The sequence below is a fragment of the Dyadobacter pollutisoli genome (assembly GCF_026625565.1).
GTDB classification, from domain to species: Bacteria; Bacteroidota; Bacteroidia; order Cytophagales; family Spirosomataceae; genus Dyadobacter; species Dyadobacter pollutisoli.
Genome location: NZ_CP112998.1, coordinates 7345696 through 7372029, shown reverse-complemented (window position 1 = coordinate 7372029; position 26334 = coordinate 7345696). Strand labels below are relative to the sequence as shown.

Sequence of the window (26334 nt, the reverse complement as noted above, 5' to 3'; positions counted from 1 at the left end):
TGATATATTGCGTACAAAATTAAAGCAATGGAATTCCAGGAATATTTAATAATGAAAAAAATAGATGCGGATGCGTTCAGAAAAGCGGATCATTCCCGCTTTTCTGAGTGGGAATCGCTGTTTAGGACCATGCATCCGGAAAGTTTTACCGCTCACAAAAAATTCCTCATCAATGAGATACGCCGAAGGTACCACCTGAGCTGATAGGTAGGGAAAAGTTAAAGTCTTGGTGCCCGTCAACCTTTCATTTCTTCCATTAATTTCATTAGAATCCCCACCGTTTTCTCAGTTTGTTCCTTGCTCGGTGTGGTATCCCAGTTTCCGACGATACCATTGCTCCCAATGTAAATCCCATCTTTGCGGGAGATAAAATTGGCGCCCTGCGTGTACAGCTTGTAGTTAATGTCGCTCTGAGGGATCAGGCAAGATAGCTGGCCCGAAACCGGTGTAAGTTCCTGGTCATTGAAAACCGGCTTGGCCCCCAGGCCCATACAATTCACTATAACCTTTTCGGGTAATGCGTCAATGTCTTCCAGCTTCTTGATCTCCTGGATCTTTACCTTTCCGCCAAACATCATAAAGTCTGTAAGATGATGCCGAAGGTAGGTAGGAATGTTAAACATGATGTTGGACCGCCTGGTAACATGGTCCGCTTTAAAGGGATGCTCCTTTTCAGTCAGCCTGACCCGTTCCGGCAGCAGTCCTTCTATTTCAAAATCCTCTCCGCCTGCACCTGGAATGTAAACCGGGGACTGCTTGAATACACCATATTCCTCAGCCCAGCACGCAATGTCATTCATACCCAACAGAAACTGAAAACGCCTGAAAGAGAATTTTGTAGCTTCTTCCCAGATCGCTTTAAACTCCGGTTTGGCAACTTTCACATCACATACCCGCGACGCCGGTGACCATGTACCCGTCGCCAGGTTACTAGTGATATTCGGGGGGACGTCTTTGGTGTAAATGGTTACGTCGCAACCGCTCTCCTGTAATAGCCGGGCGGTGGCTATACCTACCGTTCCGCAGCCCAGCAAAGCGATCTTCTTTTCTCCTGTTGCCAGTACCTTGTTCCGCGTAATGTTGCCGGTACCCCACGAAAGCGACCAGCCACTACCCCCATGACCATAGTTATGAACAATGGTCTTGTTACCCAGCTGTTCCACATCCAGCCGTGGTCCCGATGCCCGAAATGGGCGTAAACCAACTGTTTCCTTGACAATCCGGTCCATAGATAACCGCAGTTTGGGTATCTGATGATACCCGCGATTGATATGGAAATGCTTGTCTGGATATTGCAATTGGTTTTTTGGCACACAGGCGGTGGCCACAGCACCCAATGCAAAACTTGCGGGTACTGCCTTTTCAAAAAAGTTTCTGCGATTCATCTGGATTGGCTGGGAATAAGATTTTGGACTGTCGAAAATTAATCAGGAACATCAATGTTTACAAATTATATATGGCAACAAACAGAAGCATCAAAACAATATTTCTATTTTTAATATTAAGTCCAATTATTACCCTGCATTATACCAATTCAACCAACACCTGCCATTTCCTATTTTTATCAGTTTTTGGAAAGTGAGAAAGGAACATCTGCCGCGCTGGCTCCCCAGCTTTTATTTGGAGTGTTGCCCATTTGCAGGATCAGTTTTCCACCATTGCTAATTTCGTCGTGCGTCAGATATGTTCTGGTGAATGGTTTCCCATTCAATGTTCCGGACTGAATGTACGGTGCATCATCGGATACGCCTTTTGCCTCTATCACAAACTTTTTACCCTTGGCACCGAATATCGTCGTTTTCTCAAAAACGGGGCTTCCCAGCACATACTGCGGTGTTCCGGGAGTAACAGGATAAAAACCCGCCATACTGAAAGCCAGCCAGGCCGACATTTGCCCGCCGTCCTCATTACCACTCAATCCGCCTGGCCCGGTGTCATACTCATCACGAATGATCTTCCTGGTCCATTGCTGCGTTTTCCAAGGCTGCCCTGCGTACGGGTACAGGTACGCGATCTGGTGATTGGGCTCATTGCCATGCCAGTAATGTCCCTGTTCAAATAATGTGTCCAGTTTGCTCAAAAATGCCTTATTGCCTCCAACTAGTTTCTCCAAACCCGCAATGTCCTGTGGCACAAACCAGGTGTACTGTGCCGGTGAGCCTTCGGTAATGAAACTGGAACGCTTTGTGAAAGGATCGAAAGTGGTGATCCATTTTCCGTCCGCGTACCGACCGCGTGCGTAACCTGTTGCAGGGTCAATCACATGCTGATAGTTCAGTGCTCTTTTTTGCAGCTGGGCCGCATCCTCACTTTTCCCCAAACCTGCCGCCAGTACTGACAGGCAAAAGTCGTCATAGGCGTATTCCAATGTCCGCGAAACCTGTTCCCGCTTGTGAAAAGCCTGCCAGACGCTGTCCTCCAAAGGTACATAGCCATATTCAAGATAGGATTTCAGCGCCCTGCGTCCCTTGCCCGCCTCGTAGCTTTTGGCATCCGCATTGATTTCAAATGCATTTTTTCTCAAATAGTCATATCCCGATTTTACATCAAAACTTCTGACATTCTTGACATAGGCATCGGCCATTACAGACATGACGTGGTCACCGACCATAGCCGCCGTGTAATGGTTCCAGCAAGGGAAAATAGGCATCCACCCACCCTGTTCCGCTTTTTTGACCAAAGACTGCATCATATCTCCCGCTTTCTTCGGCTCCGTCAATATTTCCAATGGCATAGCAGCCCGGAATGTATCCCACATGCTAAAATCGCAGTAATAGTCAAATCCATCTGCCTTTTGCAAAGGCGTCCCCCCTGCGAATGAAGGATACTGCCCGTTTACGTCAGAAAAAAGTCTTGGAGAAAGTTTAGTCCGGTACAACGCGCTGTAAAAAAGCGTCTTATCTTTTTCGTTTCCTTTTACTTCTATTTTACCTAACGCCAGATTCCAAATTTTTTCCGTTGTCTTTCTCACAGTTTCAAAATCCTTTTCGCCAATTTCTTTTTCCAAATTCAGCCTGGCTCCCTCCACGCTGGTAAACGACGTCCCGATTTTGACGGTAACGGTTTGCTTCTCCTCACCAAATCCCACATAGGCCCCCAGCTTTTCTCGTTTCCCTTTTCCCGTAAGCATCCGGCTCATAGGCGAAATCGTGTCGCCCAGAAATGTGCCCGATTGAATGATTTTTTTATCAAATTTCAAGACAAAATACCCACTGAAACCCGCCGACTGACCCGCTCCCTGATAAATCCGGTGTACAGGATTGTACCCTACCACCTCGCCTCTTTCTGGAAGCACTTCCACAAATCCCTGCCCTTCGTCGCTATTAGGTTCAATGACGATGAATGATTCTTCGCCACTTTCGAAAGCAAACCGCATGACCGCAGCTCTCGCGGATGCGGTAACTTCTGCATTTATTTGATGCTCGTCGAGCCGGATGCCGTAGTAATCCGGAGAAGTCTTTTCTTTTTCATGCGTGAATGTCGCCGCTCTCAGTTCCGGGTTTGTGATCAGCTCGCCGGACATGGGCATGACCGTGAGCGTCCCATAGTCCTGCACGCAGGAGCCGTTCAGCCAATGTGTCCCGCGAAAACCCTGGAATTTGTTATCTGTATAATAGTAAGGTGCAATGCATTTTGTTTCCGTAGACCTTGTCTGCGCTGTCCATTGCGTCATTCCGTTCGGTACACCCACAGCCGGAATTGTCTGACCTTTGAGCTCGCTACCCGCCTCGCTATGCGATCTGGCACTTTCTGTTGCCGACGGAGCGGTTCCGATTCTTGTCTCTACATAGCGGATCGGTGTCTTTTGCGCATCAGAATCCTGATTATTAAAAAGTAGGGCGGAAAGGAGTAAAACGTATCTCGGAAATTGCAAATGCATGTGTCAGGCTTGTTTATTAATAATGTCGGAAGATCGAAAAAATAATGGTATGTTCGGCGGGATAATATTCCTGAACTGATTGTTAAGACGAGCAAAAACAGCTATCCCCTTATGAGAATAAATATCATTGATACCGGCTATTTCAAACTGGACGGTGGCGCGATGTTTGGCGTAGTGCCTAAAACCCTCTGGAGCAAGCATAACCCGGCCGACGAAAAGAATCTATGCAGCTGGGCAATGCGCTGCCTGCTCATTGAAGACGGCGGCAAATTGATTTTGATCGATACCGGAATGGGCGACAAACAAGACGCAAAATTCTTCGGACATTATGACCTGCACGGCGACGAAACATTACTTTCGTCCATTCGGGAAAAAGGATATGATCCCAAAGACATTACGGACGTGATTTTAACACACTTGCATTTTGATCACGTCGGCGGCGCAGTGCAGTTCAGCAAGGACGGTTCAAAGTTGAGCCCAACGTTTGCTAATGCAACTTACTGGTCCAACGATGCGCACTGGCAATGGGCGATCGAGCCCAATCCGCGGGAAAAGGCATCCTTTTTAAAAGAAAACATTCTTCCGTTACAGGAATCAGGCCAGCTGCATTTCATTGAAAAAGGTACCTCACCGTTTTCATCGATCGATTTTATTAATGTAGACGGACATACGGAGCAAATGATGCTTCCCGTGATTCGATATCAGGACAAAAAAATAATTTACGCGGCCGACCTCTTTCCGTCCTCATTTCACGTGCCTATTCCCTGGATCATGAGCTATGACATGCGGCCGCTCATTACGATGGAAGAGAAGATCCAGGTTTTGCAAATGGCCGTTAATGAAGATTGCATCCTGTTGTTCGAGCACGATCCGCTTTATGAGGCGGCATTGGTGGAGCAAACCGACAAGGGCATCAGAATTAAGCATCGCGGCGGATTAAGCGAATTCATTTAAAATCTCAGCCATGAAAATCGGTTTGGTCTTGTCGGGAGGCGGCGCGCGGGGAATTGCTCATATTGGTGTTGCCAAAGCTTTGATGGAGAAAAACATCGAACCCGAAATCATCAGCGCGACGAGTTCTGGCGCATTTGTGGGCGCGATGCTCGCATATGGTTACGCCCCGGACGAAATCATCGGGCGGATCATTGAAACGCGTTTTTATCCGTATCTGAGATTGGGGTTCGGAGCAACCGGGCTCCTGCAAATGCAGAGAATGGAGACCGTGCTGTGCAAATATATTCCCGAGAACACATTTGAATCGCTCAAAATCCCATTGGTAGTAACTGCTACCGACATTATCGCGGGTACCGAAGTGCTGTTTCGGAAAGGAGAACTCGCATTGCCCATTCTGGCGTCGTCGTGCATTCCGGGACTATTCAGTCCGATCAGGATTGAGGGGCGTGACCTGGTGGATGGAGGCGTGCTCAACAACTTGCCCGTTGAAGCGATTCGCAGTGAAGCCAGCTACATTATTGGCAGCCATTGTAACCCATTTGGCCTTGACAAACCATTGAAAAGGACTACTGAAATCGTGTACCGCAGCCTCATTCTGGCCATGCACGCCAAAACCAAAGAACGGTTCAGTAAATGCGACCTGCTCATCGAACCGCCAGCATTAAGCCGTTTCAGTATTTTCGACTTCCGCAAAGCAAGGGAATTGTTTGAAACCGGGTATTGGTTCACAAAGGATTTGCTGGAAAAAAGCACCAGCTTCCCTTTGGTTAAAAAATAATTAACCTAGTAAATCCAGAGTTAAACTTTGGATTTACTAGGTTAGCTCATGATATCAACTTCACTTTTTCAAAGTCTTAACAACCCATTCCCCAACCTGAACGCCCTGCTTCTGGCCGTTTTCGATTGCGTCCATGAAGTGAATACCGCCGTAAAAACGAGACATACCGGATTCCTGAGCAGCTGCCAAAAAGGAATCAAATTTTCTGGCTTTGAGGTTAAAACGCTCCTCTACTGTATCGGTATAAGCATAATTATCACCGAAGTAATGGGTCAATATAACAGCGGAGGCCGTAGAAATCACTGAATGCCCGCTTAGGTACTCAGGAAAAGGAGGTGTCTGCAAAAACGGTTTCCAGGTTGGATCAATGTACTTTCGGATTGCTGTTTCAGGCCTGATGCGGTTGCTGCGGTATTTCTCGTCCCAGCAGGCCATAAACCCATCCATTAGCCCTATCGTGACGGAAGTATTAATGAGTAATGTTTTGGAAAAATCTGTTTTTGCTTGCCTGCAGGCAATGTCGGTAATACCCATCCAATGTGACCCAGGAGATATCTTCTTCATGCCTACCAACAAATGCCCCTTATTTTCCAAGGCAAACGGGTTGCAGTCCCAAAACGCTGCAATCACATTGTGCTCTGGCTGATTTGTGTCGTCATAGTTTTGCTTCATTAAGTTGAAGAATGCTGAATTTTTGTCTTCTGAAAAAGCGACTGGTTCATCCGGACGAAACTGTGAGGAAGAATCTAATGTGAATGGCCTTATTGTTTTAAAATAAGGCTCCACGGGCGGGAAATAGCCAGGAGGTGTTGGGTACCAGTCACCGGCTTTGCCCGTAGGCTCATATCTCGGGAAATTACTAGTCCTGTTGTACTTGTCAGATTTGGCATATTTCAGGATCTGCTTACTGACGGCGAGCCCGTACTCCTGCGATCCAGCAATTACTTCATCCGTAAAACCGATCGTCCTGCATGAATCGATCAACTTGTCCTGGAACTTCTGCAAAAGCACACCGGAAGGCTGCATTTTTTTAGCAGTTTCCAGCATCGCAATGACTGACGCCAGCTGGTAGCTATACTCCGCTACCGCCGGCTTTGTAATTTCAGGAAATTCATTCAAAACCCCGTGCATGGTTTTATAAGCCGCATCATTCTGGGCGACTACTTCATAACCCGCGAGGCAGGTATAGGCAAAAAAGCGGGCACCCAGTGGCGGGTTAGTAACATCATGGACCATCACGTCCGTCATTTGCATGGTTACCTGCCCGATCACTGCCGGATCGATTTCCGTTTTGTTTTCACTTTTTTTGCACCCGGCGAGAATACAAATGAATGCGAGTATGAGGGGTTTTTTACTGAACTTTACCAATTTGATAAGCTTTAATTTCCTGTTGATTAATTCCGAATAACAGCTTGTTACCAATCGGTAACACACTTCTTACATCACCTTTCAATACGAACCCGGAATGGGTTTGACGAATGTATTCAAATTTACCTTTGCCATTACCTTTGAGTAAAACGCCATAATTGGCATCGTATTTTCCAAATCGGAGTCTGGCTTTGCTAACATTACCGCACAAAAGGAGGTCCTTGTTACCATCCGAATCATAATCGAGCGAGGTGATGGTGTAAACCGGCGAAACCTGCACTTCGAGTGGAAGTGATTTTTCGGTAAATTTGCCTGTCCCGGTACTTTCAAAGTACGCCGTTTTGAGATAATTCGACTTTAATTCTTTCGCTCCTTTCAACTCATCGGCGGTAAAAATCTCTTTCACAGTCGCATCTGCGTAGCTTTTGTAGTCCTGAAAACGGGTACGCATAATGCTCATCTGATCCAGCATTTCGTCCCTGGTCACATATGGATAGCTTTTGCCCTGAATGTAAAAACTCATGATCGGGTCTACAGAACCGTTGTCATCAAAATCCTTATAGATCATCTCCACCGGCTGCTCGTCACTGGCTTTGCATTGCGTGTTGAGCCCCATATTACCTATCACAAGATCCTGTTTCCCGTCGCCGTTGAAATCTTCCACCAGAATTTTATTCCACCAGCCGCTGTATGCTTTGCCGAAATATTCGGTCGTTTTGTTTTCCAGTTTGCCATTGGAATTAATAAACACGGTTACCGGCATCCACTCACCAACCACAATCAGGTCGGGCTTTTTGTCCCCGTTAAGATCTGTCCAGGCAGCATCAGTAACCAGCCCCAAACTGTCGATCTCGGGTGCATACCTGACCGTCTGATCAGCAAACTTACCCTTGCCGTCATTGATCAGAATGTAGCTTCTGGGCGTCTCGGGGTACCTGCCTGGGATGACACGGCCACCTACGAAAAGGTCTGGCTTGCCATCACTATTTACGTCTCCCATACGAACACAGCTGGTACTGGTGATCATTTGGGGCAAAGAGCCTATGCTTTTAGTCAAATTTCCTTTGCCGTCATTCAAATACAGTCTGCTTTGCAGCAATGGATCTTCCGGCATAAAACTGGCGTAACCGCCACTGGTCACAAACAGATCCTGAAAACCATCGCCATTGGCGTCGAAAAATAGTGCATCCGTATCTTCGCATTGCTTGTCTGCCTCAAAAGCGGGAACTGTTTTGTTGGTAAACGATCCATTTTTTTGCTGGATATAGAGCTGGGCCGATTCGCCTGAGCCTCCGCCCGCAAAAATATCTTCCAGCCCGTCACCATTGATATCACCCTTTTTCAGACAAGGCCCTGAAAACGAAATCGGGTTGATCAACAATGGCTGGCGTTTGAAGTCATTGGTCTTAATGATCGGACTTTTAAAGTTCACTGGCGACGGAACCGCCACATATAACGGCACATTATTCTCCCCGTCGATTTTAGCAGCGGTAGCATTCTTTTCTGACAGTACCAGCAATTGATTGGTCTTCGGGTTAGTTATTTTCTGAACTTTACCATTCAACCAAACAATTGACAATGAATCTATTACAGTCGATTTCCCTAGCCCGAAATGAAGAACTGGAGAAACACTGGACTGATAACCCCTGGTCGGCATTTGTTCCAGACATTGTTTTTGCCCCTCCTGATAAATCGTAATTTTTGCTCCGAGGCCTAATGTGTTTTTCTCTTCGCCTTCCAGCTTTATTTTCAGGAAATTATTCTTCAGAAGCTTCTCTCCATCGTTCCGATAAATGAAAGCGGGCTTGTTGATGTTATTGACCACAAGATCCAGATCACCGTCATTATCCAGGTCGGCATAGGCTGCGCCTCCGCTGTTAGAAATGTCTCCCAATCCCCAGCTGTCAGCCACATTGGTAAAAGTGAGGTTCTTTTTATTTTGAAAAAGATAATTTTTCATATTGGAAGACGGCATCTGATACACCAGATTGAGCACATCCTCGCGTTTCACCTGTCCTTCGATCCTTTTCAGATGATCACCCATGAATTTGACAAAATCCATATTGGTATAATCCCGAAGATTACCGTTGGTAATAAACAGATCTTTCCAGCCATCATTATCATAATCGGCAAAGAGCGTTGCCCAGCTCCAGTCCGTATTGGAAACACCGGCGAGCTGACCAATTTCCGAAAAAAACGGCTTTTTTGAGCCCTTACGCATTCCTTCGTTGAGTTGGAGCATATTCCGGGTGTACTGGTGGTGAAAACCCACTTTTATGTTGAACTCAAATAACTCATAATTGTCGAGCCCGGCCAATAATTTTTGCCGACGATTGTCTTCCGGTAACATATCTAATGTAAAAATGTCCGGCAAACCATCATTATTAAAATCCGCGATGTCGTTCCCCATCGAAAAATGGGAAGTGTGCCCCATTTCCGGATCTATTGCATCAGTGAACGTGCCATTTTGGTTGTTGATGTATAAAAAATCGGGAATGGAATAATCATTGGAAATATACATATCCTGCCAGCCATCCTGGTTCACATCGGCAATGCCGATTCCCAGCCCATACGTTAATGGCGAACTACGGAGGCCTGCTTTTCGAGTAACATCTATAAAAATTGGGTCACCTGAGCCTCTCATGTCATTCCTGAAAAGCCGTACACCAATGACAGGATCATCCTTGGAAAGCAGATCCGCGGTACTGGATTCATCCAAAATAGGCAGTGCCTTCGGATTATGGTTAAGAAGAAACATATCAAGGTCACCGTCCTTGTCAAAATCGAAAAAGGCTGCCTGCGTGCTATTGCTTGGATTTCCCAGCCCGTATTTTTCCGCTACTTCTTCAAATTGGGGGATCCCCTGGCCATTGTTTCCTTTGTTGATAAACAGCTGGTTTTTCAGACTTTTGAGCGAAACGTTGCCAGAGTAGCAAACGTAAATGTCCAGTTTGCCATCACCATTCACGTCGGCCATGGTAACACCTGTCTTCCAGGGTCTTTCGTGGCCTCCCACTGCTGCTGCAACGGTAATGTCTTCAAAAATCATTTCCCCTTTATTGAGATACAATTTATTGGAGACCATATTACCGGTAAAGTAAATATCATCCAGTCCGTCTCCATTCACATCTCCGACTGCCACGCCACCGCCGTTATAAAAATATTCGTACATCAACACGTTGGTATTCAAGCCTTCTGTCAATGCATTGGCAAAATCTATTTTCGTTTTTTCAGGCGCCAAAAGCGTGAAAAGCGGCGGTCCGCCAACCGTCTCTCTGGTCTCTTCCGACCCGGACGATTTCTTACAGCCGACAAAAAGAGTGGTACTGATCAGAATTGCGGTTCCTGCAAACCATGATTTCATTCGCTTCATATAGGCACGTTGAAAAGAAAAAAGAAACTATGCCTTCCAAGTGAAGACATAGTTTCTGTAAAATTAGGCATTAAAGGAATAACTAGTTATTTGTCATAACCTGGATTTTGGACCAGTTTAGCATTTCTGTTGATTTCATCACGACTGAACGGACGATAGTACATTTTGTCGACCCAGGTACGGTTTTCGTGCGATTTTTCCTCTACCGGAGTATAAGTGTAATCGTAAACGCTCGTGTCGTAGTGATATGGCTCTTTCATCGACTTTCCAGCCTTGAATTTACCCAATACGTTGATGTACTGCAGTGGTCTTCCGAGCGTAGTCGGGGCGATCATCCAGCGACGTGCATCGTGGTAACGCTGCTCCTCGTAAGACATTTCAATGCGTTTTTCCTTACGGTAAGCTTCTTTCAAGGCTGCGCCGGTGGCTTTTACCGCTGGCATACCTGCACGGAAACGAATTTTGTTAAGCCATTCCAACGCAACAGCCTCCTGGCCAACCTCAATGCTTGCCTCGATATAGTTGAACACCACCTCAGTTACGCGAAGGAAAGGCCAAGGAATGTTCTGACGATCGGTATTGTCATACAAAGACGGATTTGGATCGATGAACTTGCGCATATAATAACCTGTGCGGCTACCATTCCAGTCTTCTATTGAGCTGCTGCGCGTATCCAATCCTTTACGGTTGATCAATGCCCCTTTGTCATCCAAAAGGTCGTAAGCACCTGTCTGGATTTGGTTAGCAGGATCTTTTGCATCGGAAGGACGCGGTTTCCAGTTAGCGCCGTCATACATTACTGTTGCATAGAAACGTGGATCACGGTTAACGTACGGGTTGGCTTTGTGTGTTGGATTAGTCCACGCGAATGGTGTTCCGTCCATCATCTCATAGTCATCCACCAATGTTCCGATTGGCGTGTTTCCAGCCCAGTTATGGTATCCGTTAGGTCCGTTGTTCAAACCTGTCTGACGGGCACCTTCACCAAAACTTGGGGTAAAATACCTTCCAAAAATCAGGTCATTGGCTCCGGTAGGATCAATGGCTTTATCCCCGCTTGCGCCAGCCATAGCCAATGCAATGTAGTTAGCCTGACCTTCCGCGGGAGAAACGGGACCTGTCAAAGTTAGTTTATAACCACCATTGCTGGCATCCAGAGCAGCTTTCGCGGCTGCCTGAGCTGCCATCCAGCGTGCGTTACGGTCTCCCGATACATACCCAAGAAACTCAGGATTTGGGAAGCCCGATAATACTGTAGACTTGGCTTTGGCTGTTGGCATATCATGAAGATCACTCGCAGCATAAAGCAGCACACGTGATTTAAGCGACAGGGCAGCAATTTTTGTTGCCCGACCTTTCACAGTTGCTTTTCCATCCAGCAATAAAGCGGCGCTGTCAAGGTCGTTTACGATAGATTTTACGCATTCATCGTAGGTATTCCGTGTTATAGAATAATCTTCATTCAATGCATACGGCTTCTTGATCAAAGGTACAGAACCGTAGTAGCGCAAAAGCTGCTGGTAGTAGTAGCCGCGCATGAAATACGCCTCACCTTTCAAACGTGCTTTTAACGTTTCATCAGTAAAAGTAGCTTTCCCGAGATTTTGAATGGCAAGGTTAGCCGCACGAATGTAAGTATACATAGGTCCCCAGCCATAGGTATTGTCGACCCAGCCCAGGTTTGAAGGACTCAAACTCCCTTCATTGACCGTGTTAATATTCCGTCCTGTATGGGTAAACACAGCCTCGTCAGTAAGTGAAGCAAGCATTTGCTCGCTGAACCCACCCTGCTGAAGTCCTGCGTAAATACCTGTTACAAAACCCTCTGAAAGTGCACCGTCTCCCCAGACTGCATCGCCTGGAATTTCTGTCGGTGGAGTTACATCGAGAAAATCAGTATCGCATGACGATAAGCCACCGGCAGCCATCAGGGCAACAACTAATAAACTTTTATATTTCAATTTCATATTTCTTTTTCGTTAAAATGCTACACGGATACCTGCGTTGATAACTCTTGACTGAGGATAGTACTGGCCACTGTTAGTAGTTGCCTCAGGATCCCAAACCTTGATTTTATCAAAGGTGAACAGGTTAAGACCGTTTACGTAAACTCTGAAACTACCCAAACCAATTTTCGAACCGATTTCCGAAGGCAGGTTGTATCCCAATTCGATGTTTTTAACACGGAGATAGTTGTTGCTTTTCAGGAAGTAATTGTTGAAACCAGCCTGACCTGTGTTGGTGTAGTAACGGTTGTTACGGTTGGTCAAACGTGGGTAATCGTTGGTAGGATTGTCAATAGTCCAGCGGTGATCATAGTCATACTTCAGATAGTTTCCAATGTCACCTGATTCTGTCAGACCCACCAGCTGCAAGCCGCCCAATGTTCCCTGCATCAAAACTGACAAATCGAATGATTTGTAGCCCAGGTTGATAGAAGCACCACCAGTAAACCATGGACGTTGTACTTTTTCAGAACGGATACGGTCATCAGCACTGATTTTGCCGTCACCATTTATATCCTGAAATTTCATATCGCCAGGTCTCAGGTTTCCTGTAATTGGTGAGTAATCAAGTTTATTGGCATCGACTTCGCCTTGATCTTTAAACACACCGTCGAATTGGTAAACAAGGAAAGAACCGTAAGGCATTCCGGTTGAACGCTGATAAGAAGGTGCTCCCGGAGTTTCATCCCAGAACTTGATCTTATTTTTAGCATAACCACCATTTACACTAACAGAGTAGGTGAAATCGTCGATGTTGTTATCGTAGCTAACTTTGAATTCCCATCCTTTGTTTTGCAGTTTACCCAAGTTTTGAGGAGGAAGTTTTCCGTCGATACCAGCAGATGAAGGAGTAGAACCTACTTTTGGGATCAGGATGTTAGAACGGTTGTTAACAAAGTAGTCAAATTCGAATGCCAACTTATCGTTCAGCAATGTTCCTTCGATACCGAAGTTAGAGTTGTTCGCAACTTCCCATGTGAAGCTGTTGTTGGCCACACGTGATTCAAGTAAGGTTTTCGCCACCTGATCGTTGATAATGTAGCTACCAAAGCCCATTGTTGACAAGTATTGATATTCCGCCAGGCTCTCGGTTCCAAGGAAGTAAGGCTCAGCACCCATTTGTCCCCATGAACCACGGATTTTGACATTGTTCACGTAACGTGAAACGCTGTTTTTCCAGAAACCTTCTTCCGAAATTCTCCATCCGGCAGATACCCCAGGGAAGAAGCCGAAACGACCTTGTTTTGGGAACACGTATGAGCCATCTACACGCCAAAGGAATTCAGCAAGGTATTTTTCTTTAAAGTTGTAACCTGCACGTCCGAAATAACTTAAACGTGCTCTTCTGAAGAGGTCAATGTTACCGATGTTTTGTTCAGCAGTTCCACCAGCGAAAAGCTGATCCACAACCGGAGAGATAAAATAGCGGCGGAAAGCGAAGAAACCGTCTCCGTCCACTTTCTCACGTTGGATACCACCCATTACGTTAAAATTATGTCCGCCGAAGGTCTTTTCATAAGAAACCTGACCTGTCAGCTGAACAGATAATTCCTGTGACGAGCTCTCTGTCAAGCGTGGATCTTTGAATGTAGAACGTACGGTTCCAGTCAGGAAAGGAGTTTTTCCATCCGCTTCGTAAGTCTTTTTGTCCCAGAAATACAATGTCCAGGGAGTTTCAAAGTTTTTCTGGCGGCGGTGCTGCTTATCCAAAGCTGCCATCACATTGACTTTCAAGCCGGTAATACCTGGAATCTGAATTTCAAGACCTCCGTTTGTTTGGATATAGTCTCTTTTGTCATTGTTATAACCAGTTGTATTGGTAGTGATAACAGCTGGGTTCTGACCATTTTCGATATCCGGGCCCGGACGACCGTCTGGCCAGATAGCGATTTCTGTAGGCTTACCACGCATCAACATCCGGAAAATTGCACCCGCACCGTTACCACCGGAAGGGAAGTGACGGAATTCCTCACGCAGTGTAAGGCCGAGATTTGCAGTTACATATTTGTTGATCTTGGTATCAAGGTTGATACGCATATCATACTGCTTGTAACCCGTTGCAGAGTTGACATAGTAACCATCCTGATTGATGTGGCCCAACGAAGCAAGGTATTTAATGTTCTCGCTACCACCTGTCAGCTGCACATTATGACGTTGCTGAGGAGCCCAATTTCTAAGAACTGAACCATACCAGTCTGTATTTGGATGCAGGAAAGGATCGGTACCGTCCGCGAATTTCTTCATATCATCCGGGCTGAACACGGCATTGATCACGTTTCCGTTGTCAACTCTTTTGTAAGAACCTGTTGTGTTAAAGCCGGTTAATGCCCCTTGCCATTCGCCAACCGGAAGGTTGTCGTAGATCTGCAATTCATTACGGATCGTGGCATACTCAGATGCATTTGACATTTCAGGCGTACGTGTTGGTTGTGACAAACCGAAGTTCATGTCGTACGACAATTGTGGTTTACCAGTTTTACCGCGTTTGGTAGTAATCAGGATAACCCCGTTACCGGCGCGTGAACCGTAAATTGCAGCAGCAGCATCTTTCAATACTGAGATACTTTCGATATCAGCCGGATTGATACGGTCCAAACCACCACTACGGTTAGGAACACCATCCACAACGATCAGTGCGTTGCTGTTACCCAAGGAGTTGGTTCCACGGATACGAATGGCAGAGCCGTCATATCCTGGTTCTCCGCTGGACTGTACCGTTGATACACCCGGAAGACGTCCGCCTAATGTATTTGAAAGGTTGGCTGCCGGTGCTTTTTGAAGTTCAGCACCTTTTACAGCTGTTACTGATCCAGTCAGTGTAGCTTTTTTAGCAGTACCGTAACCCACCACGACAACCTCTTCCAATGCCTTCGTATCAGCAGCAAGTGTTACGTCCAGGCTATTTTTGCTTCCTATCGCGATCTCCTGCGTCAGGTATCCGATAAATGAAAATACAAGCGTAGAGTTTCTGTCGGCGTTAACGGTATAATTTCCTTCATTATCCGAAACAGTACCTGCGGTGGTGCCTTTAACGACAACACTAACGCCAGGCAGCGACTGTCCTTGTTCGTCTTTGATCTTCCCCTTGATTGCATTCTGTGCGAATGCGCCCATAGCAGTGGCAAGGATCAGAAAAAGAGAAAAAACACTTCGTGATGATGCACGAGGTATCCATCCAGTAGAAAATCTCATAGATTAAATGTTAAATTAAATAATTGGTAGTAAGATGATTTGCTTAACCGTATAAGCACGGAACGTAGAGTCAACCATTGGCCTCCACACGGGAAACCAGTCGAGCGAGAAGTAAAGAGTCGTTCGGAAAGTTTTTACATATGAATTTTATTAGAGTGAGTTTTTACATCAAGTGAGTCATTCAAAATTACTGTGTGAATCATACACAATTACATTCGTATTTTACAGAGTGATGTACGATAAGTACCAAATTTACTCATAAACTCGCTTGATTGTACAAAAAGATATTAAATATCTTACAAAAAAAAGCTTTCACGGATTTAGAATATGCATTCTTAAAAAATAACAATAAATAATGCGGTTTAAGCGAAAATTGTTATTGTTAGTAATATATAAGTTACAATAAATCATTCTTTTATACATATTTAGGGCTAATTCTATTTCTTCCTTATCTTCGTCATTATATCCATAGCGTTTGACTTTTCTTATCAGAATGAAATTCCGTTTACTCTCCTTCGTATTGCTTGTGACAATTTATGGTTGCAAGAAAAATGTGTCTCAGGAAGAATATAATTCCAAAGCCGCTGATCCGAAACTCTTCCACGAAACCACTACCCACCTGACGGATGTCATTATACATGATATTTTTAAACCGCCTGTGGCTAGCAGGATTTACGGATATTCCTTTCTGGCGGCTTACGAAGCGCTGGTACCGGGCTATCCCGAATACCAATCGCTTGGTGGTCAACTGGTGAAATTCGAAGCCCCGCTTAAACCGGATTCATCACTCGCTTACTGTTTTCCGCTGGCTAGTATAAAGGCTTTCAGCGTAGTAGGACGGACGCTTACGTTTTCCGGCAATATGTGGGACGCCTATGAAAAAGGCCTGTTTGAAAAGTACCAGGATATGGGCATTCCTGAAGACGTCTATAACCGCTCGATCGCCTATGGTGATTCTGTTGCGAAACATGTGCTCGCTTATGCTTCCAAAGATCATTACAAGGAAATACGCGGTTATCGCTACACGGTTACAAATTTGCCAGGAACCTGGGTACCAACTCCTCCTGCATACGCGGACGCCTGTGAACCTATGTGGAACACTGTAAGAACGTTCGCATTGGATTCGGTGACGCAATTCCGCTGCCCACCACCAGCGAAATACGACCTCAGCAAGAATAGCAAGTTTATGCAGCTTACAATGGAAGTGTACAACATTGGCAACAAACTGACCGAGGAGCAAAAGGCTACTGCTTTTTTCTGGGACGACAATGCTTTCGTCACCAATGTAGTGGGCCATGCCATGTTTGCCAATAAAAAAATGACCCCTGCCGGCCACTGGCTAGCTATTGTCAAAACGGTTACCACCGACAAAAAGCTGAATCTTATGCAGGCAACCGAAGCATATACACTGGGTGCATTGTCGATATATGACGCATTTGTCGCTTGCTGGGACGAGAAATACAGGACTGTACGTATCCGCCCGGAAACGGTTATCAATAACAACTGGGACCCAAATTGGCGACCATTCCTCGAAACGCCCGCATTCCCAGAATACGTGAGCGGACATAGTTCCATATCAGCAGCCTGCGGTACTATACTCACGCATTTGATGGGCGCGAATGTTGCTTTCACTGATACTACCGAAAAGAAATACGGTAGAGGGGTGAAATCATTTAAATCGTTCGAGGAGGCTTATTGGGACGCTTCCATCAGCAGGGTATATGGCGGTATCCACTACCGCGACGGCGTTGAGGAAGGGACCCATCTTGGCGAGAAGATTGGAGAAAACGTTTGGCAAAGAGCCGTTACCAGAAAAAATAGAGAAACAGTCGCCCGAAACTAGACATGATCTGAATTGTAGTGCAGCCCGATGTTCTCGCGTCGGGCCATTGCCATTTTAATGATCAGGTAAGAAACTGAGATCATATTCCGCAGCTCGCAGATGGCAACCGACACTTTTGATTCACGATAAAGCTGCTCGTGCTCTTCATGCAGCAGTTCCAAACGATCATAAGCCCTTTTCATCCTGCGATCGGTGCGTACGATACCCACATAATTTGACATGATACTATTGAGCTCCCGTGTCATCTCAGTGACGAGAACCTGTTCTTCGGGATGTGTCGTACCCGAATCATCCCATTCAGGAATGTTGTCAGGCGTTACAGCGGCTTCGAAATCTGCAACAGTACTTTCATAAGCACGGTGACCAAACACCACTGCTTCCAGCAATGAATTAGAAGCTAAACGGTTTGATCCGTGCAGGCCCGTACAGGCACATTCTCCTACCGCATATAGAAAATTGATATTAGTTTTCCCCCACTCATTTACCTTCACACCACCACACAAATAATGTTGCGCCGGAACTACTGGGATCATATCTTTTCGTACGTCAATCCCTTGTTGCAGGCAGTACTCAGTGATATTTGGGAAGTGTTCCAGGAATTTTTCATAATCACAATGACGAACGTCCAGATAAACGTGATCAACCCCGTTTTTCTTCATTTCGGAGTCAATCGCCCTTGCAACGATATCGCGGGGGGCGAGAGAAAGCCTGCTATCATAGTTTTCCATGAATGTGCTCCCGTCGGCCCTTTTCAAAATCCCACCGAAGCCACGGACCGCTTCCGAAATCAGGAAAGACGGTTTTTGACCGGGTTGGTAAAAGCTGGTGGGATGAAACTGGATGAATTCCATGTTATCACAAATTCCTTTCGCGCGATAAGCCATAGCAATACCATCGCCGGTTGCAATGGTTGGATTGGTAGTACTCTGATAAATGTTGCCAATGCCGCCGGTAGCGAGCATAGTGGTTTTAGCAAGAAATTTCTCTACCTCGCCAGTTTGTCTGTTCAGCACATAAGCTCCGAAACATTTGATATCCTCCCGGTAGCGGTACACTGTTTCGCCCAAGTGGTGTTGCGTGATCAGTTCTACGGCATAGTAATGTGTAAATATCTGAATGCTTTGATGTCTGTTGACTTCTTCCAGCAACGCCCGTTCAATTTCAGCGCCGGTAATGTCTTTGAAATGTAAAATCCGGTGATCCGAATGTCCGCCTTCTTTGGCCAGATCGTATTCTCCTCCCAGTTCCTTGTCAAACCGGGTTCCATAATCGATCAATTCCTGGATTCGCTCAGGCGCTTCCCTTACTACGATCTCAACGACATTGCGCTTGTTGACCTCATCGCCCGCATCCATTGTATCCTGGATATGCTTTTCAAATGAATCTGATTCTGCCCAAACTACCGCTATGCCTCCCTGGGCATACTTGGTGTTGGTTTCATCGGCCTGAACTTTGGTAATGACAGCTATTGAAATTTCTTGCTTCAATCCATCAAAGTGCCGGGCCAGTTTAGCAGCATAGCTAAGTCCGGCAATTCCCGAACCAATAATCAGAAAATCAAATTGGGGCATTTTCTTAATATTTATTGACATCGGCACTCGGCTGTCAGCTTTCGGGGCGGTGTCTATTTTAAACTCTTACTATATTCCCTTACTCAATTCAAGCATTCGTGCCACGGACTCGTAAGCTTTTAGTCTGATATCCTCAGGAACAAAAATCTCCGGCTGCTCATAGTACAGGGCGTTATACACTTTTTCCAATGTGTTCATCTTCATGTAAGGACATTCGGAGCAAGCACAGGTATTATTGTCGGAGCCTGGGGCGGGGATTAGTTTTTTGTGAGGTACCGATTGCTTCATTTTGTGCAGGATACCAGCCTCTGTCGCTACGATGAATTTCTCATGTTCCGACTCTTTCACAAACTTCAAAAGACCCGTAGTGGAGCTTACAAAATCCGCCTGCATCAGAATGTCTTCTTTGCATTCCGGGTGGGCAATGAGCAATGCGTCCGGATTTTCATCGCGGAGTTGTTTCAGTTTTTCTCTTGATATATCAATGTGGACAATGCACGCGCCATCCCACAATACCATTTCACGGCCTGTTTTATGAGCTACATACCTGCCCAGGTTAGCGTCAGGCGCAAAAATGATCTTCTGATCCTTGGGAAGACTATCTACGATCTGCAATGCATTGGACGAGGTACAGACAATGTCAGTCAATGCCTTAATTTCCGCAGAACAGTTAATGTAGCTGATCACAATATGATCCGGATATTGGGCTTTAAATGCAGCAAATTTATCGGCAGGAGCAGAGTCAGCAAGTGAGCAACCTGCATTCAGGTCCGGAATGACTACTTTTTTATTGGGACTGAGAATCTTCGCAGTTTCCCCCATAAAATGTACCCCACAAAAAATGATCATGTCCGCCTCAGTCGCCGCTGCCTGCTGCGAAAGCCCAAGACTGTCCCCAATGTAATCTGCCAGATCCTGAATCTGCTCGTTCACATAATAGTGTGCAAGGATCACTGCATTCTTTTCTTTCTTTAACCGATTTATTTCAGCAATTAAATCAATATCCTCAGCGATCGTTTCGGTTACATATCCGTAACGGTTTACCTGCTCTTCAATAGTTGTCATTATGGTGAATAATTGGCTTTTTGTTAATCGTAAAAATTCACGGCCACCGCGTAGGCCGAATTACGATATTAAACCAATGAAAACCAAAGAAAGTGCGGCACCGACCTATAAATCAAAAGCCACAGAGAATGATCTCTGCGGCTTTTGACCAATTGAATATTTTGAATAATTACAGAATCCAGCGGAAGAATACATAAAGCGTACCCGATAGGACCATCGTAACAGGCAATGTTAATACCCAGGCGATCACGATATTCCGGATGGTACCTCCCTGCAAGTTTTTAACACCTTTGCTTGCCACCATTGATCCTGCAATACCCGAAGAAAGTACGTGAGTGGTACTTACCGGAAGCCCCAGATACGATGAAACCCCAATGGTACTGGCTGCAACCAATTCAGCAGAAGCACCTTGCGCATAGGTAAGGTGTTGCTTACCAATTTTTTCGCCGATCGTCACCACAATCCGCTTCCAACCTACCATGGTACCAAGGCCCAGTGAGAGTGAGATCATTAAAATAACCCAGTCAGGTGCATAATCAGTGTAGCGGCGGATACCCGTTTCGCTAGATGCCTGTTTTTTCAAAAATGCCTTGTCTGTCACATTCAGGTTAGCCTGTCCGTTATCCAGGATCGTTTTTAGGTTACGGCTGATCAGCAATAATGAGCGGCGTGCGTTCATTCTGTCTTCCAGCGGCAATTTCTTATCGACCAAAGGTTTGCTGATCTGTGCATTCAAGGTTTCGGCCTCTTTTCTGATTGTAAACAAATGTTGTCTGTCCGAAACTGATAGTCGGCTGGAATCAATGCTGTTAACAGCTGTTTCAATGCCAATCAGGTCTGCTTTCATGTCCACTGGATTGATGCTGTTATCCAGTGCAAAATGTGCAGGGACAATACCGATCAGAATGAGCATGACAAGCCCCACTCCTTTTTGACCGTCGTTAGATCCGTGGAAGAAACTTACCAATGTACAAGTAGTGATCAGGATAGCCCTGATCCAGATAGGTGGTGCCTGGTTTTTTTTGGGTTCGCTAAACACCACTTCACGCAAAGGCTTGTCGAGCACCCGGCGAAGGATAAACATGATGATGATAGCCAGTGCGAAACCGAAGATCGGCGAAGTCAGCAGCGAAGTGAATAACTCCTGTGCCTTGGACCAGTTAACCCCCGCTCCGGCGGAATTTTCGGGCATAAATGTAAATGCCAGACCAACTCCCAAAATGGAGCCGATCAATGTATGTGAGCTTGAACTGGGAAGTCCAAAATACCAGGTTCCCAGGTTCCAGATAATCGCGCTGAATAATAATGAGAAGACCATAGCCGCACTATGGTAAACGTTCTGATCAATGAGCAATTCGACGGGTAACAGGTTGACAATACCCATTGCAACGGCAATACCACCCAGAAACACACCGCAGAAGTTCATAAAACCTGACCACATTACGGCCACATTCGGTTTTAATGAATTGGTATAAATTACTGTGGCAACTGCGTTGGCAGTATCGTGAAAACCATTTACAAATTCGAATGCACAGGCCGCTAAAATACTGAAAGCGAGGAGGAGAAAAATGTCGGTTTCAAGACCAAACATAAAAGGAGTATATAAGTTTATTAAAAAAGCTTCGCAAAACTACTTATTCTTCATGGTTGCAATATTAACAAATTGTTAAGCCGTGATGACTTTTATGCAGTTTCTTTGTTCGCCAGTTGCCCGCAAGCTGCGTCAATATCCTTACCACGGCTGCGGCGTACATGTACCGAAACCCCTCTATCTTCCAGATAAGCGGCAAATTTATCAAGACGGTCAGCCTCTGTGTTTTTAAAGTCGGCTTCTGCGATAGGATTGTACTCAATGATGTTGACACGGGCCGGAACACGTTTGGTGAATTCCCAAAGTTCTTTCGCATCCTGCAGGGTATCATTGAAATTATTGAAAACAATGTATTCGAAGGTAATGCGGTTGCCTGTCTTTTTGTAAAAGTAATTCAGCGCCTCAGCCAGGTTATCCAGCGAATTGGATTCATTGATGGGCATGATCTGGTTCCTTTTTTCATCATTAGCGGCATGCAGAGAAAGCGCCAAACGGAAACGAACCTCGTCGTCGCCCAGTTTTTTGATCATTTTGGCAATACCGGCGGTAGAAACCGTGATACGCTTGGGTGACATATTCAGTCCTTCGGGCGAAGTAATGTGTTCAATGGATTGCAGCACATTGGCATAGTTTAGTAACGGCTCGCCCATTCCCATGTAAACAATGTTGGTGAGGGGGGCATTAAAACTAGCTTCCGCCTGGCGTGCAATGGCTACTACCTGGTCGTAAATCTCGCCTGCTTCCAGGTTACGCTTGCGGTCCATATACCCCGTCGCGCAGAATTTGCAGGTTAGCGAACATCCTACCTGGCTGCTTACACAGGCTGTCATCCGGTCGGTAGCGGGTATCAAGACGCCTTCTACCAGGTTTCCGTCAAAAAGTTTGAATGCTGATTTAATGGTACCATCGTTGCTTTGCTGCTGCTTAGCAACGCCCATTGAATGTATCAGAAAGTTATCGTTCATCAGCTGGCGGGTGGCCAGTGACAGGTTGGTCATTTCATCAAATGAATGGGCTGATTTCTTCCAGATCCATTCGTGAATCTGCTTCGCCCTGAAAGCTTTTTCTCCATGATTAGTCATCCAGGTTTTGATCTGGTCAATGCTTAATTTCCGGATGTCCTGCTTATTCTGTATTTCGGTCATTTTTTCTTCTATATGTCAAATACGCGGGGTACTTGACGATTTATTTCGCAAAGGTACTGAAACTCAACAATGAAAGCTTAACCGCACACGGATTTTGAAAGTTCATTTGTCCAGATAATCCCTTTTCCACTCGCTGATCAGGTCCGTTCCATCGGGCATCAATGTCAATGCTTTTGTAATTACCGTGGGTGCAACCGGCACGACCAATGGGTAAAGATAGGTATCGTCGGTCCGGTGAGCAGGGATCTTCACCCCTATCGCATTCACCAGCCAGAAAAATACGCTGATCCCGAAAACCCAGGTAAATATACCGACCATTGCGCCGGCAAAACTATCGAATGTACCCAAAATCGAATAGCGCAGCGATCTTCGGATCATGTAGCCAAATTGATTCAGCAGAAAAATGGTAGGGAAGAATATCGCTGAAAACCCAATATAAGGAAGGATTTTCCTGGCGGTACCATCACTGAAATAGGGGGTCAAGATTTCCATTCCCAATCCCAGAAACTTGAAACCCAATATCATGGCTACCACGAGGCCTGCAATACCAATTATTTCAATCAATAAGCCTTTGCGGTAACCATGTAATGCTCCCCAGAGCAGGGGAATGAGGATGAGCACATCCAGTAACTTCATGCCAATAATCCCTTCACTAATGTAGACACTACTCTGCCGTCAGCTTGTCCGGCCAGTTCTTTCGTTGCTACGCCCATTACTTTACCCATATCAGAAGGCCCGGCTGCCCCTACCCGCGCAATAATTTCCTGTAATTTGGCTTTCACCTCATCTTCGGTCAGTTGTTTCGGAAGGAATTGCTCGATCACGGCCAGTTCAGCTTCTTCTTTTTCAAGGAGGTCAGGACGGCCCTGCGCCTTGTAAATATCAGCCGACTCTCTGCGTTGCTTGGCCGCTTTGGTCAACAGTTTAAGTTCGTCATCCGCAGTCAATTCGCCTGTTCCGCCGCCCTTTGTTTCGTCCAGCAGTATAAGTGACTTAATAGCGCGCAATGCACGTAATGTATCCTGATCTTTGGCCCGCATGGCATCTTTAATGCCTGATTCAACCTGACTTTTAAGTGACATATGTTTAATGAGTGAATTTTGAATTAGTGAATGAGTGAATATTAATGTGTGAATGCTAAATTTGCCATTGAGGGTTCAAAGTTAAAGGAATCCGTAGAAATTGTCAGTCATTCGGTCATTCTCTAATTGACAAAACCGCTATTCACCCACACTTTCATCGCGCCGTCGACCCTATCATTCACTCATTCACTCATTCAAAATTAAAAAATGACCCGTCTAAGCGTTAACATCAACAAAATCGCCACGCTCAGGAACTCACGCGGAGGTGACAATCCCAATGTTTTGAAAGTAGCGCTGGATTGTGAGCGGTTTGGAGCGCAGGGTATTACCGTCCATCCGCGCCCCGACGAGCGGCATATCCGCTACCAGGACGTGTTTGATCTAAAAGAAGTCGTGACTACCGAGTTCAACATTGAAGGTAATCCGTCCGAAAAAAAGTTTGTGGAACTCGTTTTGGCAAACAAACCGGACCAGGTGACGTTGGTACCCGACGCATTGCATGCCATTACTTCCAATGCAGGCTGGGACACGGTCAAAAACAGGAGCGAGCTGATTGATCTGGTACAAATATTCAAATCAGCCGGTATCAGGGTTTCGGTCTTTGTAGATCCCGATGAAAATATGGTGGAAGGAGCAAAAATATGCGGCGCCGACCGTGTGGAACTCTATACCGAACCTTACGCGGCAGGCTACTTTGAAAATAGACAAAAAGCTGTCTTGCCATTTATCCGCGCAGCAGAGAAGGCGCGGGAAGTTGGGCTTGGGTTAAATGCCGGCCATGATTTAAGTCTGGACAATCTTCATTTTTTAAAACAAAGCATTCCCTGGATGGACGAAGTTTCCATTGGGCACGCATTGATTTCCGACGCGCTATACATTGGCTTGGAGAATACCGTCCAAATGTACTTGCGAGAATTGGAGTTATAGTGTTTCGGCTCCGTTCAACAGGACAACGCTCAGTGTGACAGATCATCGGTCTTGTCACACTGAGCGCAGTCGAAGTGTTACCAGCCAGTCCGGTACTCTCTTTTGACAAACTGATTGGCGATATCAAAATTAGTAATCTTCATATTAGCGCCGTCCCAGATCAGTTTTTGCCTTCCGGGGAAATTCACTCCTTTTCCATCGGCTTTGCTTTCCCGATATAAGTAGGATCTTACCGCCAGGTTCCCCATCAGTACGATTTCTGTCAATGGTCCCGACTCTTCAAAAGACGAGCTTGTGTAGGTGCCATATCCTTTTTTGCAAGCCTGAACAAATTGCTGCTGATGGCCTTCCCAACTTCCCGGTACCAATGCGCGGGGCTTTGTAGCTATTCTTACTGTTTCAAATTTCTTCTCCGGCCATAATTTGGGGTTCTCTCCAAACATTTCAGCGCTTAATATGCCTTTGGTACCAATGAAAAGCATACCGCCGTCGACGCTGCCAAAAACCCTTTTATAATCACAGCCATCAGGAAGTTGCGGTCGCATGCCTCCGTCGTACCAGTTAAAGCTTATCTCCTTACCGGGCGTTTTGGAAGCGAATTTCAAATGTATGTTGGCAGAAGGCGGGCACACATCGTCGAAAAACGCCTGTTGGAAAAAGTCGGAGTAAACTGACCCTACGCTACATTCAACCGAAGTAGGGTATCCAAGTTTCATTGCCCGGAAGGGAACATCTATAAAGTGGCAGCCCATATCCCCCAGCGCCCCTGTCCCGAAATCCCAGTATCCGCGCCATCTGAAAGGCATATAAGCTTCATGATAATCACGTTTGGGAGCTGTACCCAGCCACAGGTCCCAATCAACACCTGCCGGAACCGGCTGCGACTCTCCTTTGTCTCTGGGCGATTTCACGCCTTGCGGCCAAACCGGGCGGTCCGTCCATACCTCTATAGTATGTACATCCCCCAGCACACCCGACTGCACCAATGCCTCGGTTTGTCTCGTGCCGTCGCTACTACTACCCTGGTTTCCCATTTGAGTAACAACCTTGTACTTTTTAGCAGCTAGTGTCAAATTTCTCGCTTCCCAAATGTCCTTGGTCAGCGGTTTTTCAACATATACGTGCTTTCCCAATTCAATGGCGGCCATAGCCACAGGAAAATGCATGTGGTCGGGAGTGGTAACAATGACGGCGTCGATGTTCTTAGCCTCCTTTTCAAGCATTTTTCTGTAATCCTTATAATAGGGCGCATTAGGAAACTGCTTTCTATATTTTTCCGACTGCCGGTCGTCTACATCGCACAACGCGACAAAGTTCTCGGCACCGTTATTATAGGCCAGCCGAATGTTCACGTCAGCCTTTCCGCCACAGCCCACCGCCGCAATGTTCAACTTATCGCTGGGCGGAATGAAGCCTTTACCCAGCACATGGCGTGGCACGATCATAAAACTACCGGCGGCTAATGCTCCGGCTTTTATAAAGTCCCTTCGTTTAATATCCTTGTTAGAAACCTCTTCCTGATTTTCCATTGGTTGCAAAATTCGTTGGTGAAAGTCTAC

The 26334-nt window shown here is 46.0% G+C and carries 18 protein-coding genes; 5 read left to right on the top strand and 13 right to left on the bottom strand.

The features are described from left to right. The first annotated feature begins 51 nt into the window (after nucleotides 1–51). Nucleotides 52–204: a hypothetical protein gene (locus ON006_RS30610; protein ID WP_244822280.1), complete on the top strand. Its 153-nt coding sequence runs from the start codon at nucleotides 52–54 to the stop codon at nucleotides 202–204. A 32-nt stretch (nucleotides 205–236) separates the two neighbouring features. On the opposite strand, the gene ON006_RS30605 is transcribed toward ON006_RS30610, so the two are convergent. Both ON006_RS30605 and ON006_RS30600 read right to left on the bottom strand, forming a co-directional pair. Then, on the bottom strand, nucleotides 237–1385 hold the full coding sequence (locus ON006_RS30605; RefSeq protein WP_244822065.1) for an FAD-dependent oxidoreductase: 1149 nt from the start codon (nucleotides 1383–1385) through the stop codon (nucleotides 237–239). A 179-nt stretch (nucleotides 1386–1564) separates the two neighbouring features. Beyond that, nucleotides 1565–3880, bottom strand: a complete 2316-nt coding sequence (locus ON006_RS30600) for a GH92 family glycosyl hydrolase (protein WP_244822066.1) — start codon at nucleotides 3878–3880, stop codon at nucleotides 1565–1567. A gap of 111 nt (nucleotides 3881–3991) precedes the next feature. Here ON006_RS30600 and ON006_RS30595 point away from each other — a divergent pair, with 111 nt between their 5' ends. Together ON006_RS30595 and ON006_RS30590 are read left to right on the top strand one after the other, a co-directional pair. Next, a complete protein-coding gene (locus ON006_RS30595) occupies nucleotides 3992–4834 on the top strand; it encodes an MBL fold metallo-hydrolase (protein ID WP_244822067.1) in 843 nt (280 codons plus the stop codon). Nucleotides 4835–4844: 10 nt separating this feature from the next. Beyond that, a complete protein-coding gene (locus ON006_RS30590; protein ID WP_244822068.1) occupies nucleotides 4845–5612 on the top strand; it encodes a patatin-like phospholipase family protein in 768 nt (255 codons plus the stop codon). A gap of 60 nt (nucleotides 5613–5672) precedes the next feature. Here ON006_RS30590 and ON006_RS30585 read toward each other — a convergent pair whose 3' ends face one another. From ON006_RS30585 to ON006_RS30570, 4 genes are all read right to left on the bottom strand, one after another. Further along, a complete protein-coding gene (locus ON006_RS30585) occupies nucleotides 5673–6986 on the bottom strand; it encodes a vanadium-dependent haloperoxidase (RefSeq protein WP_374760230.1) in 1314 nt (437 codons plus the stop codon). Next, nucleotides 6964–10344 carry a VCBS repeat-containing protein gene (locus ON006_RS30580; RefSeq protein ID WP_445438766.1) on the bottom strand — a complete coding sequence of 1127 codons (3381 nt, stop codon included), beginning with the start codon at nucleotides 10342–10344 and terminating at the stop codon, nucleotides 6964–6966. Before ON006_RS30580 ends, ON006_RS30585 begins: the two co-directional genes overlap by 23 nt. A 95-nt stretch (nucleotides 10345–10439) precedes the next feature. Beyond that, nucleotides 10440–12320, bottom strand: coding sequence for a RagB/SusD family nutrient uptake outer membrane protein (locus ON006_RS30575; RefSeq protein WP_244822071.1), 1881 nt, complete (start codon nucleotides 12318–12320; stop codon nucleotides 10440–10442). A 12-nt stretch (nucleotides 12321–12332) separates the two neighbouring features. Continuing rightward, nucleotides 12333–15473 carry a SusC/RagA family TonB-linked outer membrane protein gene (locus tag ON006_RS30570; RefSeq protein ID WP_244822276.1) on the bottom strand — a complete coding sequence of 1047 codons (3141 nt, stop codon included), beginning with the start codon at nucleotides 15471–15473 and terminating at the stop codon, nucleotides 12333–12335. 571 nt (nucleotides 15474–16044) lie between these two features. Between ON006_RS30570 and ON006_RS30565 the strand changes: the two genes are divergently transcribed. Then, nucleotides 16045–17394: a vanadium-dependent haloperoxidase gene (locus ON006_RS30565; protein ID WP_244822072.1), complete on the top strand. Its 1350-nt coding sequence runs from the start codon at nucleotides 16045–16047 to the stop codon at nucleotides 17392–17394. Here ON006_RS30565 and nadB read toward each other — a convergent pair. From nadB to ON006_RS30535, 6 genes are all read right to left on the bottom strand, one after another. After that, entirely contained in the window at nucleotides 17391–18965 is a 1575-nt protein-coding gene (gene nadB / locus ON006_RS30560; RefSeq protein ID WP_244822073.1) for an L-aspartate oxidase, read from the bottom strand. The two genes, ON006_RS30565 and nadB, sit on opposite strands and share 4 nt — an antisense overlap. 69 nt (nucleotides 18966–19034) lie before the next feature. Continuing rightward, nucleotides 19035–20030 carry a quinolinate synthase NadA gene (gene nadA, locus ON006_RS30555; RefSeq protein WP_244822074.1) on the bottom strand — a complete coding sequence of 332 codons (996 nt, stop codon included), beginning with the start codon at nucleotides 20028–20030 and terminating at the stop codon, nucleotides 19035–19037. Between the two features lie 169 nt (nucleotides 20031–20199). Then, complete coding sequence (locus tag ON006_RS30550) at nucleotides 20200–21621, bottom strand: inorganic phosphate transporter (RefSeq protein ID WP_244822075.1); 1422 nt, start codon at nucleotides 21619–21621, stop codon at nucleotides 20200–20202. 92 nt (nucleotides 21622–21713) lie between these two features. Then, a complete protein-coding gene (rlmN, locus tag ON006_RS30545; RefSeq protein WP_244822076.1) occupies nucleotides 21714–22766 on the bottom strand; it encodes a dual-specificity RNA methyltransferase RlmN in 1053 nt (350 codons plus the stop codon). A gap of 102 nt (nucleotides 22767–22868) precedes the next feature. After that, nucleotides 22869–23402 carry a CvpA family protein gene (locus ON006_RS30540; RefSeq protein WP_244822077.1) on the bottom strand — a complete coding sequence of 178 codons (534 nt, stop codon included), beginning with the start codon at nucleotides 23400–23402 and terminating at the stop codon, nucleotides 22869–22871. After that, on the bottom strand, nucleotides 23399–23848 hold the full coding sequence (locus ON006_RS30535) for a GatB/YqeY domain-containing protein (protein WP_244822078.1): 450 nt from the start codon (nucleotides 23846–23848) through the stop codon (nucleotides 23399–23401). The genes ON006_RS30540 and ON006_RS30535 overlap by 4 nt, the downstream gene beginning before the upstream one ends. A gap of 207 nt (nucleotides 23849–24055) precedes the next feature. Between ON006_RS30535 and ON006_RS30530 the strand changes: the two genes are divergently transcribed. Then, nucleotides 24056–24775, top strand: a complete 720-nt coding sequence (locus tag ON006_RS30530) for a pyridoxine 5'-phosphate synthase (RefSeq protein ID WP_244822079.1) — start codon at nucleotides 24056–24058, stop codon at nucleotides 24773–24775. 77 nt (nucleotides 24776–24852) lie between these two features. Here ON006_RS30530 and ON006_RS30525 read toward each other — a convergent pair whose 3' ends face one another. After that, nucleotides 24853–26304, bottom strand: a complete 1452-nt coding sequence (locus ON006_RS30525; RefSeq protein WP_244822080.1) for a Gfo/Idh/MocA family protein — start codon at nucleotides 26302–26304, stop codon at nucleotides 24853–24855. Between the last annotated feature and the right edge of the window lie 30 nt (nucleotides 26305–26334).

What these genes read in the sequence shown, in the direction of transcription:
- ON006_RS30610 (WP_244822280.1), top strand. Translation starts at nt 52, where the DNA reads ATGAAAAAAATAGATGCGGATGCGTTCAGAAAAGCGGATCATTCCCGC.
- ON006_RS30605 (WP_244822065.1), bottom strand. Translation starts at nt 1,385, where the DNA reads ATGAATCGCAGAAACTTTTTTGAAAAGGCAGTACCCGCAAGTTTTGCA.
- ON006_RS30600 (WP_244822066.1), bottom strand. Translation starts at nt 3,880, where the DNA reads ATGCATTTGCAATTTCCGAGATACGTTTTACTCCTTTCCGCCCTACTT.
- ON006_RS30595 (WP_244822067.1), top strand. Translation starts at nt 3,992, where the DNA reads ATGAGAATAAATATCATTGATACCGGCTATTTCAAACTGGACGGTGGC.
- ON006_RS30590 (WP_244822068.1), top strand. Translation starts at nt 4,845, where the DNA reads ATGAAAATCGGTTTGGTCTTGTCGGGAGGCGGCGCGCGGGGAATTGCT.
- ON006_RS30580 (WP_445438766.1), bottom strand. Translation starts at nt 10,344, where the DNA reads ATGAAATCATGGTTTGCAGGAACCGCAATTCTGATCAGTACCACTCTT.
- ON006_RS30575 (WP_244822071.1), bottom strand. Translation starts at nt 12,320, where the DNA reads ATGAAATTGAAATATAAAAGTTTATTAGTTGTTGCCCTGATGGCTGCC.
- ON006_RS30570 (WP_244822276.1), bottom strand. Translation starts at nt 15,473, where the DNA reads ATGGGCGCATTCGCACAGAATGCAATCAAGGGGAAGATCAAAGACGAA.
- ON006_RS30565 (WP_244822072.1), top strand. Translation starts at nt 16,045, where the DNA reads ATGAAATTCCGTTTACTCTCCTTCGTATTGCTTGTGACAATTTATGGT.
- nadB (WP_244822073.1), bottom strand. Translation starts at nt 18,965, where the DNA reads ATGCCCCAATTTGATTTTCTGATTATTGGTTCGGGAATTGCCGGACTT.
- nadA (WP_244822074.1), bottom strand. Translation starts at nt 20,030, where the DNA reads ATGACAACTATTGAAGAGCAGGTAAACCGTTACGGATATGTAACCGAA.
- ON006_RS30550 (WP_244822075.1), bottom strand. Translation starts at nt 21,621, where the DNA reads ATGTTTGGTCTTGAAACCGACATTTTTCTCCTCCTCGCTTTCAGTATT.
- rlmN (WP_244822076.1), bottom strand. Translation starts at nt 22,766, where the DNA reads ATGACCGAAATACAGAATAAGCAGGACATCCGGAAATTAAGCATTGAC.
- ON006_RS30540 (WP_244822077.1), bottom strand. Translation starts at nt 23,402, where the DNA reads ATGAAGTTACTGGATGTGCTCATCCTCATTCCCCTGCTCTGGGGAGCA.
- ON006_RS30535 (WP_244822078.1), bottom strand. Translation starts at nt 23,848, where the DNA reads ATGTCACTTAAAAGTCAGGTTGAATCAGGCATTAAAGATGCCATGCGG.
- ON006_RS30530 (WP_244822079.1), top strand. Translation starts at nt 24,056, where the DNA reads ATGACCCGTCTAAGCGTTAACATCAACAAAATCGCCACGCTCAGGAAC.
- ON006_RS30525 (WP_244822080.1), bottom strand. Translation starts at nt 26,304, where the DNA reads ATGGAAAATCAGGAAGAGGTTTCTAACAAGGATATTAAACGAAGGGAC.